This is a genomic window from Streptomyces sp. NPDC057302 (assembly GCF_042667685.1).
Taxonomy (GTDB): domain Bacteria; phylum Actinomycetota; class Actinomycetes; order Streptomycetales; family Streptomycetaceae; genus Streptomyces.
In genome coordinates this window covers 87,277-100,180 of record NZ_JBHUZJ010000009.1, presented here as the reverse complement: position 1 = coordinate 100,180, position 12,904 = coordinate 87,277, and the positions used below count along the sequence as shown (strand labels likewise).

Here is a 12,904-nt window from a genome sequence, read left to right as displayed (position 1 = left end):
AGTGACCGCGACGACAGCGACCGACCACCACATCGGCATGATCGTGCCCAGCTCGAACCTGACGATGGAGACGGAGCTGCCGCGCATGCTGCGCGACCGCGAGGCCGTGGCGCCGCAGGATCGGTTCGTCTTCCACAGCAGCCGGATGCGCATGAAGCACGTGACGCCCGAACAGCTGAAGGCGATGAACGCGCAGACCGAGCGTGCCGCGCTCGAACTCGCCGACGCGCGGCCCGACGTGGTCGCCACGGCCTGCCTGGTCGCGATCATGGCGCAGGGGCCAGGACACCACTGCACGGCGGAGGACGAGATCACCGCCGCCCTGCGCTCCGAGGGCGCGCGGGCGCCGGTGATCTCCAGCGCGGGCGCCCTGCTCGACGGCATCAAGGCGCTCGGCGCGGCGCGGGTCGCGATCATCACCCCGTACATGAAGCCCCTCACGCGGATGGTCGCCGACTACATCGAGGACACCGGGATCGAGGTCGTGGACGCGCTCAGCCTGGAGGTGCCCGACAATCTGGCGGTCGCCCGGCTCGACCCCGCCGACCTGCGCGAGCACTGGCGCCGGGTGGACCTCTCCCGCGCCGACGCGCTCGTCCTCTCCGCGTGCGTGCAGATGCCTTCGCTCGCGTCGATCCAGGCGGTGGAGGACGCGGCGGGCCTGCCCGTCCTGTCGGCGGCCACCGCGACCGCGTACCGCGTCCTGACCGAGCTGGGGCTTCCTCCGCACGTGCCGGGTGCGGGCGCTCTGCTGCGGGATCCAAGTGGCGCTTGAGCCGGCCGGGCCGAGCGGGCACGATGACCGGACGTACGCCATGTACGCCTGAACGTCCGCCATTCGCTTGGGAGTTGCCGCATGACTGCGATCGAGCCACTGGTCCCCCACCCGATCGACACCAGCAAGCCGCATCCCGCCCGGGTCTACGACTGGTTCCTCGGCGGCAAGGACAACTACCCGGTGGACGAGGAGCTCGGGCTCCAGATCGTGTCGCTCGAACCGCAGACCAAGTACTGCGCCCAGCACAACCGTTGGTTCATGCAGCGCGCCACGCGTCACCTTGCGGGCGAGGAGGGGATACGCCAGTTCCTGGACATCGGCACCGGGATCCCCACCGAGCCGAACCTCCACCGCATCGCGCAGTCGGCCGCCGCGGAGGCACGGGTCGTGTACGTGGACAACGACCCGATCGTCCTCGCGCACGCGGAGGCGCTGCTGCGGGGGACGCCCGAGGGGGCGACGGAGTACCTCCAGGTGGATGCCCGTGAGCCGGACAAGATCCTTGAACAGGCCGAGGGCGTACTGGACTTCACGCAGCCGATCGCCCTCTCCCTGATCGCGCTGTTGCATTTCATCAGCGACGAGGACGGTGCGTACGACGTCGTGGAGCGGCTCGTGGCCGCCCTCGCCCCCGGCAGCCATCTGGTCGTCTCGCAGATGGCCGCCGACGTCGATCCGGAGCGGACGCGGCAGGCGGTGGAGATGTACAAGGCGGGCGGCGTCACGCTCGTACCGCGTGCGCGGGCCGGGATGGAGCGGTTCTTCGAGGGCCTTGAGCCGGTCGGCCCCGGCATCACGTGGCTGCCCGACTGGCGTCCGGAGCTCGGCGTCGACGAGGTGCGGAACGGGACGCCCGTGCCGCTGTACGCGGGGGTGGCGCGCAAGCCGTAGCCGGAGACGGAGGGGAGAGCTACGCCAGGGAGCTGACCCGGGGTCAGCCGGTCCGGCGGGGGATGTCTCATATCGCCCTGTGCCCGCCGAGTTGACGGCAGGCTTGGTGCGGGCCCCCGGCGACGGCGCCGCACCCATGGGGCAGGATGACGCTCGCGCCGGACCCCGAACATACGTCCGGCGCGCCCGCACAACCTGGAGAATGAACTGATGGAGCGAGCCCTCACATGGCACGACCTGATCACCGCCGGTATCGCGGTGGCCGTCGGCATCGCGGCGGGTCTGGTGCTGCGCATGATCCTGCGGTGGCTCGGCGAGCGGGCCAGCAGGACCCGGTGGAGCGGCGATGACGTCATCGTCGACGCCGTACGCACGCTGGTCCCCTGCGCGGCGATAACGGCGGGCGCGGCCGTGGCCGCCGCCGCCCTGCCGCTCACGGCGAGGACCGGGCGCAACGTCTCGATGACGCTGACCGCCCTGCTCGTCCTGGCCGGGACCCTGACGGCGGCCCGCGTGGTCACCACCCTGGTGAAGTCCCTGGCACAGTCCCGGTCCGGCGTCGCCGGCTCGGCGACGATCTTCGTCAACATCACCCGCGTCGTCGTGCTCGCGATGGGCTTCCTCGTCGTCCTGCAGACGCTCGGCGTCTCGATAGCCCCGCTGCTCACGGCGCTCGGCGTCGGCGGCCTCGCGGTGGCCCTCGCGCTGCAGGACACCCTGGCCAACCTCTTCGCCGGCGTCCACATCCTTGCCGCGAAGACGGTGCAGCCGGGCGACTACATCCGGCTCAGCAGCGGCGAGGAGGGCTATGTCGTCGACATCAACTGGCGCAACACGGTGGTGCGTCAGCTGTCGAACAACCTCGTCATCATCCCCAACGCCCAGCTCGCGGGCACGAACATGACCAACTTCAGCCGTCCCGAGCAGGACCTGTCGATCATGGTCCAGGTCGGCGTCAGCTACGACAGCGACCTGGAGCAGGTCGAGCGCGTCACGACCGAGGTCGTGGAGAACGTCATGAAGGACGTCGAGGGCGCCCTGCCCGAGCATGAACCGGCCGTGCGCTTCCACACGTTCGGCGACTCCAGGATCAGCTTCACGGTGATCCTGGGCGTCGGCGAGTTCAGCGACCAGTACCGCATCAAGCACGAGTTCATCAAGCAGCTCCACCAGCGCTACCGCGCCGAGGGCATCCGGGTGCCCGCCCCCGTCAGGACGGTGAACGTGCAGCAGGGCGAGCTGCCGCCGGTTCTGATCCCGCACCAGCGTGAGGCCACCGCGCCCACGAAGTCGGTGTCATAGCAAGCCCTGCCCGCACCATCTGCTGCCCGCCGGAGAACCGGCGGGCAGCAGTCGTTTGACAGGGCCCTGCCGTGCAGATCATGATTCCATTAATTGTTTAATGGAATCGAGAGAGGCGCGCGTGGACATGACCCTTGCCGACCCCACCGAGGCCGCCGGACCTCTGAGCGCCACCGCGCTCGAGGCCCGCGGCCTGGGCAAGCGCTATCGCCGCGGCTGGGCGCTGCGTGACTGCTCCTTCCGGCTGCCCGCCGGACGGATCTGCGGTCTCGTCGGCCCCAACGGAGCCGGAAAGAGCACCCTGCTGGGGCTCGCGACCCGCCTGGTGACCCCGACCGACGGTGAACTGCGCGTCTTCGGTGTGCCCGTGGACGACGCGGCGGCGATGCCCCGCTTCGCGTTCCTCTCGCAGGACAAGCCGCTGTTCAAGCGGTTCACCGTGGCCGAGACGCTGCGCATGGGCCTCGAACTCAACCCGGGCTGGGACATGGCGGCCGCCGAGCGGATCGTGCGCTCCGGCAACGTCCCGCTGCACGCCAAGGTCGGCACGCTCTCCGGCGGTCAGCGCACCCGCGTCGCCTTCGCGCTCGCCTTCGGCAAGCGGCCCGACCTGCTGCTGCTCGACGAGCCGATGGCCGACCTCGACCCGCTGGCCCGGGACGAGATGGGCTCCCTGCTGATGTCCGAGGCCGTCGAGCGCGGCACGACCGTCGTGATGTCCTCCCACATGCTCGCCGAGCTCGAGGACATGTGCGACTACCTGCTGGTGGTCGCGGACGGCAGGCTCCGGATGGCCGGCGACACGGACGAGCTGGTCGGCGCCCACGCCCTGGTGACCGGGCTCGCCCCCGACGGGATGCCGCCCGCGGACCTCACTCCGCACCAGGTGGTCGAATTCCGGGTCCAGGGACGCCAGTTCCGTGCCCTCCTGCGCCCCGGCGGCCCGCTGGCCCCGGACTGGGAGGTCTCCGAGCCGAGCCTGGAGGAAGTACTCCTCGCCCACCTCCGCTCACCGGACGCGGAGCCGCTGTTCACCCAGGAAGCCCGCGTCGAGGCCGAAGGAATGACCGCCGCATGAGCACCACCCTCACCGAGAAGCCGCGCACCGGCCAGTCCGCCAAGAAGCCGGGCCTGGTGCACGGGCTCACCTGGCTCGTCCTGCGCCAGCACCGCACCACGACCTGGCTCGTCGTCGCTTTGGTCGTGCTCGGCGCGGCCACGATCGTCTACGCGCGCAACGACATGGCCGACATGCTCGCCGGGATGGGCTGGCCCGACAAGGACGTCAGCCTGGACTCGGCCCCGCAGAGCTACAACTACGTCACCGAGGCGCTGGGCGCCCTGCCCGTCGTCCTCGGCGTCTTCCTCGGCGCCCCGCTCATCGCGAGCGACCAGGAACACGGCACCGCGCAGTTGGTCACCACACAGTCGATGCCGCGCCGCCGCTGGCTCGCGGCCAAGCTGGGCTGGTGCCTCTCGCTGGTCGTGTTGGCCACCCTCGTACTCTCCACGCTGTTCTTCTGGTGGTGGGAGCCCTACCGCGACCTCCTCCTCTCGGAGTGGCTCTCGGGCTCGGTGTTCGACAACACGGGCCCCATGCTGGCGGCGCTCTCCCTCTTCCTCACCATGAGCGGCATCGCGATCGGCATGCTGCTGCGCAGGGTGCTGCCCGCCATGCTCGCCACGTTCGTCTTCGCCCTGGTCGTCCAGGTGGCCTGGACCGAGTTCCGGCCGAGCCTCGCCACCCCCCGCCTGATCACCTGGCCGCTGAACGCCGACACGCCGGGCATCGTCAACAGCAGCAGCGTCGTGGAGACGGACCGCTGGGTCGGCACCGCGGACGGGCAGCTCTACGGCTGGGGCATCTGCGCCGAGCCGACCGAGAAGGCCACCAACGCCTGCATCAAGGACCACGGCATCGTCAACAACGTGGTCGAGTACTTCGGCTACGACCAGATGCCGGGCATGCAGTGGACCGGCGCCGCCCTGCTGCTCGGGGCCACCGCCGCCGTGGCCGTCTTCGTCCTGTGGTGGGCGTCGCGGCGGCCCCTCTAGGACGAGCGGAGACCGCAGGTACGTAAGGTGTCCGCAGACAAACAGAGAGTGGGGACAGTGGTCGAATTCCGTATCGACCGGCGCAGCGGCGTGGCCACCTACCTCCAGATCGTGCGCCAGGTGGAACAGGCCCTGCGCATGGGCGCCCTGGTGGAGGGCGACCGGCTGCCGACCGCGGCCCAGGTCGCGGCGGCCACCAAGGTCAACCCGAACACGACGCTCAAGGCCTACCGCGAGCTGGAGCGCGCGGGCCTGGCCGAAGTCCGCCAGGGAGCGGGCACGTTCATCACCCGCTCCCTCGCACGCCCCCAGGCGGGGCCGGACTCGCCGCTGCAGAGCGCGCTGACCGAGTGGATGGGCGAGGCGCGCTCGGCGGGGCTCAGCGGGCAGGACGTGACGGCGCTGTTCGAGGCGGTCCACGCGGCGACGTTCGAGGCCGCCGCGCAGGACTGATCCGCAGGTGGGGACTCCAGTCGGGAGTCCCCTGGGGGCCATGCTCGACAAAACCCATAAGCGACCGCTTAGTATCGGGTGTGCGGGGCTCCCTGCCCCGGGATCGGTCCCGCCGTCACCGCATGGAGAATCCGCATGGCATCCCTGCTCCTGTCCCGCCGCGATCTCGAGTTCCTGCTGTACGAGTGGCTCGACGTGCCCGCGCTCACCGGCCGGGAACGGTACGCGGACCACTCCCGCGAGACCTTCGACGCCGCCCTGGAGCTGAGCGAGCAGATCGCCACCCGGCACTTCGCCCCGCACAACAAGAAGAACGACGCCGAGGAGCCCACCTTCGACGGTGAGCGGGTGCACATCATCCCCGAGGTCAAGGAGGCCCTGCGGGTCTTCGGGGACTCGGGGCTCCTGGCGAGCGCCATGGACCACGAGATCGGCGGCGGTCAGCTGCCGGCCGTGGTGGCGCAGGCCTGCTTCGCGTGGTTCCAGGCGGCCAACGTCGGCACGGCCGCGTATCCCTTCCTGACCATGGGCAACGCCAATCTGCTCCTCGCGCACGCCTCCAAGGAGCAGATCGAGACCTTCGTACGCCCCATGGTGGAGGGCCGCTTCCTGGGGACGATGTGTCTGTCGGAGCCGCAGGCCGGTTCGTCGCTCGCCGACGTGACGACGCGGGCCGAGGAGCAGGCGGACGGGACGTACCGCCTCTTCGGGAACAAGATGTGGATCTCCGGCGGCGAGCACGAACTGTCGGAGAACATCGTGCATCTGGTGCTGGCGCGCGTCCCCGGCGGCCCGCCCGGCGTGAAGGGCCTCTCGCTGTTCATCGTGCCCAAGGTCCTGGTCGGCGACGACGGCTCGCTCGGCGAGCGCAACGACGTCGTGCTCGCGGGCCTCAACCACAAGATGGGCTACCGGGGCACCACGAACACCCTGCTGAACTTCGGCGAGGGCGCCCACCTGCCCGGCGGTGCGCCCGGCGCGGTCGGCCACCTCGTCGGCGAGGCGAACCACGGCCTCGCGTACATGTTCCACATGATGAACGAGGCCAGGATCGGCGTGGGCCTCGGCGCGACCGCGCTCGGCTACACCGGCTATCTGCACGCCCTGGACTACGCGCGCACCCGCCCGCAGGGGCGTCCCGTCACCGCGAAGGACCCGCAGTCCGCGCAGGTCCCGATCATCGAGCACGCCGACGTACGCAGGATGCTCCTCGCCCAGAAGGCGTACGTGGAGGGCGCTCTGGCGCTCAATCTGTACTGCGGGCGGCTGCTCGACGAGCAGAACACCGGCGCCTCGCCGCAGGAGCGCGACGAGGCCAAGCTGCTGCTCGACGTGCTCACGCCCATCGCCAAGAGCTGGCCCTCGCAGTGGTGCCTGGAGGCCAACAACCTGGCGATCCAGGTGCACGGCGGCTACGGCTACACGCGCGAGTACAACGTCGAGCAGTTCTACCGCGACAACCGCCTCAACCCCATCCACGAGGGCACGCACGGCATCCACGGCCTCGATCTGCTCGGCCGCAAGGTCGTCATGGGCGGCGGCGCCGGGCTGCGGCTCCTCGGTGAGCGCGTCAAGCGGACGGCCGCCCGCGCTGCCGCGGCGGGTGGCTCCGCGGCCGGGTACGGGCGTGCGCTCGACGCGTCCATGGCGCGTGCGGTCGACGTGACCCAGCGGCTCTGGTCGACCGGTGACCCGCGCACGGCGCTCGCCAACGCGAGCGTCTATCTCGAAGCGGTCGGGCATGTGGTCGTCGCCTGGATGTGGCTGGAGCAGCTGCTCGCGGCCGAGGCGGGCACCGAGGACTTCCACGCGGGCAAGCGCGGCGCCTGCCAGTACTTCTTCCGCCACGAACTGCCCAAGACCGAGGCCCAGTTCACGCTCCTGGAGAGCTTGGACCGGACGGCGGTCGAGCTGGCCGAGAACGCCTTCTGACCCAGAAGTACAGGACCACCGAGCACACCGCGGCGAACGCGCACCACGTGGAGATGTACTCCCGCCGCCACAGCGCCACGCACACCGCCGCCCCGACGGCGACCAGGACGCCGAAGAGGACCAGGCCCCGGTCGCCGGAGAGGAGCAGCGAGCCGACGGTGGCGATGAGGTACCCGGCGATGACCAGCTCGGCGTGGGGCAGCCCGAGCGCGTAGCCGACCGTGTGGCCGCGGATCTCGGCCGTCACGGTGCCGGTGACCAGGTGGTAGGAGAGCGCGGCCGCCGTCGCCAGGCCCGCGGCGAGCGGGATCAGCAGGCGCCGGCGCGCGCTCGGCGGCGCGGCGCACAGCACGGCCGCGGGCAGCCACAGCGCGAGCAGCGGCAGCGCGATCACGGCCCAGGCCATGGTGGCGGGGCCCGTGCCGCCGTCGTCGCGCCACACCTGCGACTCGATGATCTGGTGGGCGCCGAGCAGCAGCGGGATCGCCGCGAGCGGAAGGTCGCGCGGGCGGCCACCCGTGGCCGCCCGGACGACACACGCGACCCCCACCGCGGCGACTCCCGCGCCCGCCACGAGATCAGCCGTCGCGCTCCAGCACATGGCGTTCACGCTACGGCTCCCGCCGCGCCGGGGCGCGGCGGGAAGGGCCGCCCGGGTTATCCGGCGCCGCCCGGGTCGGGCTCGATGTTCTGGTTCAGCCGGAAGACGTTGTCGGGGTCGTACGCGGCCTTGACGCGCGCCAGGCGCGCGTAATTGTCGCGGTAGCTCGCCCGGACCCGCTCCTGCCCCTCGTCCATCATCATGTTCACGTAGGCGCCGCCCGCCGAGAACGGGTGCAGGGCGTCGAAGTAGTCGACGGTCCAGCGCTTGATGAGGTCGGCGTTGGCCGGATCTGTGTCCACTCCCGCGTAGACGCAGGCCCAGCGGGCGCCGCGGTAGCTCCATGGGGTGTCCGAGGAGCTGTGGTCGTGGGCGGCGCCGTCGATGGGGTACAGGTGCATCGTCGACTTCATGGTCGGCACCTCGGGGCCGAACTTGGCGTGCAGGGCGACGGCGTCGTCCGGGATCGCGTCCACGAAGTCCGCGCGCCAGTACCACTGGTCGCCGGGCGGGTAGAGCCCGTCGAACATGGACTGGAGCACGGGGTGCGGCATCTCCCCCACGGCGTGCAGGAGCGGTTCGGGCGTGGCGTCGAGCAGGGGCGCCATGGCGTGGGCCGCCGCATCGGCGTCCGTGGTGGTGTGGCACCACACGACGCCGCAGATTTTGCGCAGGTGGAGGTGCTCGGGGAAGGGCGGGGCGGGCGGCACGGTGCCGAACATGAAGAAGCCGTTCACCTCGCGGGGTGTCCCCGGCAGGAAGTCGCGGTAGGCGGCGAGGACTTCGGCGCCCTGCTCGGCGGGCCAGAAGGTGGGGCCCGCGATGACCGTGCTCAGCTCGTGGAGCCGGAAGAGGAAGGAGGTGACGACGCCGAAGTTGCCGCCGCCCCCGCGGATCGCCCAGTAGAGGTCGGCGTTCTCGTCGGCGCTGGCCCGCACCTGACGGCCGTCGGACAGGACGAGGTCGGCCTCCAGGACGTTGTCGACGCTCAGCCCGAACCGCCGGGTGAGATGGCCGAGGCCGCCGCCGAGGGTGAGGCCGCCGACGCCGGTCGTGGAGATGATGCCGCTCGGCGTGGCGAGGCCGTGCTCGTGCGTGGCGCGGTCCACCTCACCCCAGACGCAGCCGCCGCCTACCCGCACCGTGCGGGCCCGGGCGTCGACCTCGATCTCCTTGAGCGGCGACAGGTCGGCGACCACGCCGCCCTCGACGGTGCCCAGGCCCGCTCCGTGGTGGCCGCCGCCGCGGACGGCTAGCGGCAGGCCGTGCGCGCGGGCGAAGCCGATGACGCGGGACACGTCGTCGGCGTCGGTGCAGCGGGCGACGAGCGCGGGGCGCTTGTCGGCCATCGCGTTGTAGACGGCGCGCGCCTCGTCGTACCCTGCGTCGTCCGGTCCCTTCAATTCCCCTTTGAACCCTGCGAGTTCGCTGCGTGCTGCCTGTGCGGGCGTGATGGACATGTACTCCCCCGATGGATCGGTGCGTCCGGTCAGCCCGTTCTAGTGCCGTCCGCGGTGCATCGATATCCGTGCCCACCACCCAGCTCGGGCCCGGCGATTGCCTAGTTTTCGCGGCCGATCTCGACGCCCAGTCGCGCGGCGCGGGCGGCGACCTCGCGCCGGCTGCGTGCGCCGAGCTTCTCCAGGACCGCTCGGACGTGGTTGTCGACCGTGCGCACGGACAGGAAGAGCCGTCCCGCGATCTCGATGTTGGTGAGACCCTCCGCGAGGAGCCGTACCACCTGGAGCTGGCGGCCGGTGAGTCCCGCGGGGTTGCGGCGGGTCGCCGCGTGCGGACCGCGCGGGATCCGGGCGACGCCGAGGGCGCGCAGTTCGGCGCGGACGTTGCGGGCCAGGGGTTCGGCGCCGAGGGCGTCGAGGCAGGCGAGCGCGGTGAGCTTGTCCGCCGGGTCCGGGCTCTCGGCGAGGGCGGCGGCGTGTTCATAGGGGCAGCCCGCCGCCCGCCAGGCTTCGGCGGCCGGGCGCCACCGCCCGGCGGCCTGCAAGGCGTACGGGTGGTCCGAGCCGTCGGCGGGGACGGGATGCCCCGCCTTGGCGAGCCAGTGGCCGAGCTCCGCGCGGTACGGCGTCGCGGCCAGGCTCCGTGCCTGCCCGTACAGGGGGCCGACGGCGTCGATCATGGCCGCGTGGTCACCGCGCAGCCAGGCGGCCTCCGCCCGTGCCGCGGCCACCGGGGCCGTGCGCTGGAGTTCCCGGGTCCGCGCGGCGACCTCCCAGGCCCGCGCGAGGAGTTCGTCGCCGCCGTCGGCGCCGCGCCGGATCCGCACGCGCGCCAGGACGGTCAGGGCGGGGCAGCGGGCGGGCGGGAACTCCTGCGCGTCGCCGGACTCGGCGTGCTTCTCCGCTTCGTCCCACTTGGCCGCGGCGAACTGCCGCAGCGCCAGCTCGACTTGGAGGTATCGGAGGAATCCCAGGTGTTCCGTGCGGTCCGCGAACTCCATGGCGGGCGCCAGGAAGTGGTCCGCCTCCTTGAACCGGAGGTTCTCCAGCAGCGTCCAGATGACGTTGGCGTAGGCACGGCAGGCGTGCTCGGCCTCGTCCGCCTTCAGGGCGACCGCCAGGCTCTCCTCCAACTGCGGGCGTCCCAGCGGGTCTCCGCCGCGCCAGCGTGCGGTGCCCACGTTGTTCAGCGCGTGCGAGAGAATCGCCGCGTCACCCGTACGCCGGGCCAGCGTGATGGCGCGCTCGCCGTACCCGATGGCCTCGGCGTACCGGTCGGAGAGCATGCGCAGCTGAGAGGTGTTGCTGAGGGCGAGCGCCAGCAGCCGCTCGTCACCGACCTGTTCGAGTACGTCGATGGCTTCCCTGGCGGCCTCCTGCGCCGCGTCCGCGTCGCCCGCCCACCAGTGGATGCGGGACAGCCAGCGCAGATCGGCGCCGAGCGCCCGCAGGTCGCCGAGCGAACGGCGCAGGGCGACGGCCTCCCGCTGGGCGCCGACGGCGGCCGGGGAGTCGGCGATGGTGTAGCTCTCCACCGCGAACCGCTCCAGGAGGTCGGCGAGTTCGGCCGGGCCGTAACGCCCGCGCCGGCGCAGGACGAGGCGGAGCTGGGCGGCGGCCTCCCGGTGCGCGCCGGTGCGGGCGGCGTCCCTGGCGGCGTCGGGTCCGAAGCGGGCGATGGCGTCCTGGTCGCCCGCCTGGGCCGCGTGGTGGACGATGCGCGAGGCGTCGGCGCCGGGCTGCGCCACCAGGACGGCGAGCACCTTGCGGTTGAGCTCGATGCGCCGCGCTGCGGGCAGCGAGTCGGCGATGGCCCGCCGGATGATCTCGTGCCGGAACACCACCCGCTCGGGGGTCACGACGAGCAGCCCGCGCCGCTCCGCCGCCGTCAACTGGCATACGCCGTCCGGCAGCAGCGCGTCGGCCAGGGAGCGCTCGACCGCCGCGGGCAGCACCGCGAGCTGTTCGAGGGCGTCACGTGCGGTGTCGTCGAGGCCGCGCAGCCGGGCGAGCACGGCGTCGACCACGGTCGGCGGCACGTCCCCCGTGCCGCCCGCCGCGACGACCTCCGTGACGTAGAAGGGGTTGCCCGATGTCACGGCGTACACCTGCGCCGGGTCGAGGCGGCTGGCCGCGCTCAGGGTGCGCACCGCGCTCCGCGACAGGCGGGGCAGGGGGACGCGGTGCACGCGCGCCGCCCTCGACACCTGGCCCAGGAGGTGGCGCAGGGGATGCTCGCGGCCCAGCTCGTCGTCGCGGTAGGTCAGCACGAGCACCGCGGGCATCCGGTCCACACGGCGTACCAGGAACCGCAGTGCGTCGAGTGAGGCCTCGTCCGCCCAGTGCACGTCCTCTACGACGAGGACCGTCGGATGGGGCGGGTCGCCCAGCTCGCCCCGCAGCGCGTCGTACACCCGATGCCGGTCGCCGCCCTCGGTGACCGCCTTCGCCAGCTCGGCCCGCACACTGCCGACGAGGTCACGGAAGGGGCCGAGCGGACGCCGCGTGGCGAGGTCGTCGCACTGCCCGACAAGCACCCTGGCCTGCGCGGACAGCGCTCCCGGCAGGGCGTTCACGAGGCTGGACTTGCCGATGCCCGCCTCACCGAAGACGAGCGCCACCGAACCCGCCCCGTCGGCCGCTTCCCGCGCGGCGGCGGTCAGTCGAGCCAGCTCAAGATCCCGCTCGAGGATCCCCCCGTCCACGCCGGTGATTCTCCCACGCGACCGCGTCATTCCGTCGTCCGCAAAGGAGTTCGGTCAGTGCGGGCCGCGCTCTCTCAGCCGGCCGAGCACCAGCCGCCCTCGCGGGGAGAGCCGGTATCCCGTCTCCAGGGACTCGGTGAGGCCGCGCTCCTTGAGCTTGCGTACGTCCGCCTTGAAGGGCTGCGTCTCCCTGCCGACCTGAGCGGCCAACTCGGCCGCGCGAACGCCCGGTTGACCGTCGATCAGTTCCAGCGTCCGCGCGGTCCACGGTCCGCGTCGGCTCCGGGTGTCCATGCGGCCGAGCTCCGCGACGATCTCGTCGAGTTCGGCGGTGGGCACATCCGTGTCCTGTCGCAGCCGGATCCGCGGATCGTCACCGGTGACGCGCACGCCGATCCGGTAGAGCCGCCGGTCCTCGCCCGGCCGCTGGTCGGCGAGGAGGCGGTCCCGGTCGGCGAACCCCGCCCGGCGCGCGTCGCGGTCGGTGACCGCGGCCTCCGGCACGGCCTGCACCTCGCCGATCAGCAGCACACCGACCTCGGTGCGCAGCTCGGTACCGGGGCGCACCGCCGGTCTGCGCCAGCGCCGGAAGGCCAGGTCGACCTCACCGGAGGCGATGGCGGTGAGCACGTCGCGCTTGAAGAGCAACGCCGACTCCGATCCTGGGGGTCTGGGGGCGCGGTCTCGGCCTCGGGCTCCGGCGCCCCCTGCATTCTCGCCCCGCCGG

11 protein-coding genes are annotated in these 12,904 nt (G+C 72.0%); 7 read left to right on the top strand and 4 right to left on the bottom strand.

Going from position 1 to position 12,904, the window contains the following annotated elements; translation table 11 throughout:
* Positions 1–37 precede the first annotated feature (37 nt).
* The 7 genes from ACFUPX_RS09815 to ACFUPX_RS09785 all read left to right on the top strand — a co-directional run bounded on the left by ACFUPX_RS09815 (position 38) and on the right by ACFUPX_RS09785 (position 7,411).
* Positions 38–775, top strand: coding sequence for an Asp/Glu racemase (locus tag ACFUPX_RS09815; RefSeq protein WP_383319052.1), 738 nt, complete (start codon positions 38–40; stop codon positions 773–775).
* Positions 776–856: 81 nt separating this feature from the next.
* Positions 857–1,669, top strand: coding sequence for an SAM-dependent methyltransferase (locus tag ACFUPX_RS09810; protein ID WP_383318845.1), 813 nt, complete (start codon positions 857–859; stop codon positions 1,667–1,669).
* A 210-nt stretch (positions 1,670–1,879) separates the two neighbouring features.
* Positions 1,880–2,971, top strand: a complete 1,092-nt coding sequence (locus ACFUPX_RS09805; RefSeq protein WP_383318842.1) for a mechanosensitive ion channel family protein — start codon at positions 1,880–1,882, stop codon at positions 2,969–2,971.
* Between the two features lie 127 nt (positions 2,972–3,098).
* Positions 3,099–4,049 (top strand): ABC transporter ATP-binding protein, encoded by a 951-nt coding sequence (locus ACFUPX_RS09800; protein ID WP_383319049.1) that lies wholly within the window; start codon positions 3,099–3,101, stop codon positions 4,047–4,049.
* The gene (locus ACFUPX_RS09795) at positions 4,046–5,026 is read left to right on the top strand and encodes an ABC transporter permease (RefSeq protein WP_383318839.1); all 981 of its coding nucleotides are present in this window, start codon (positions 4,046–4,048) and stop codon (positions 5,024–5,026) included. Before ACFUPX_RS09800 ends, ACFUPX_RS09795 begins: the two co-directional genes overlap by 4 nt.
* A gap of 48 nt (positions 5,027–5,074) precedes the next feature.
* On the top strand, positions 5,075–5,479 hold the full coding sequence (locus ACFUPX_RS09790; RefSeq protein WP_383319046.1) for a GntR family transcriptional regulator: 405 nt from the start codon (positions 5,075–5,077) through the stop codon (positions 5,477–5,479).
* Between the two features lie 135 nt (positions 5,480–5,614).
* Positions 5,615–7,411, top strand: coding sequence for an acyl-CoA dehydrogenase (locus ACFUPX_RS09785; protein WP_383318836.1), 1,797 nt, complete (start codon positions 5,615–5,617; stop codon positions 7,409–7,411).
* Here ACFUPX_RS09785 and ACFUPX_RS09780 read toward each other — a convergent pair.
* The 4 genes from ACFUPX_RS09780 to ACFUPX_RS09765 all read right to left on the bottom strand — a co-directional run bounded on the left by ACFUPX_RS09780 (position 7,353) and on the right by ACFUPX_RS09765 (position 12,825).
* Positions 7,353–8,012 (bottom strand): DUF6629 family protein, encoded by a 660-nt coding sequence (locus ACFUPX_RS09780; protein ID WP_383319043.1) that lies wholly within the window; start codon positions 8,010–8,012, stop codon positions 7,353–7,355. The genes ACFUPX_RS09785 and ACFUPX_RS09780 overlap by 59 nt on opposite strands.
* Before the next feature lie 56 nt (positions 8,013–8,068).
* Positions 8,069–9,472, bottom strand: a complete 1,404-nt coding sequence (locus ACFUPX_RS09775; protein ID WP_383318833.1) for an FAD-binding oxidoreductase — start codon at positions 9,470–9,472, stop codon at positions 8,069–8,071.
* Positions 9,473–9,573: 101 nt separating this feature from the next.
* Positions 9,574–12,177, bottom strand: coding sequence for an ATP-binding protein (locus ACFUPX_RS09770; RefSeq protein ID WP_383318830.1), 2,604 nt, complete (start codon positions 12,175–12,177; stop codon positions 9,574–9,576).
* Between the two features lie 54 nt (positions 12,178–12,231).
* Positions 12,232–12,825, bottom strand: a complete 594-nt coding sequence (locus ACFUPX_RS09765) for a hypothetical protein (protein ID WP_383318827.1) — start codon at positions 12,823–12,825, stop codon at positions 12,232–12,234.
* Positions 12,826–12,904: the final 79 nt, after the last annotated feature.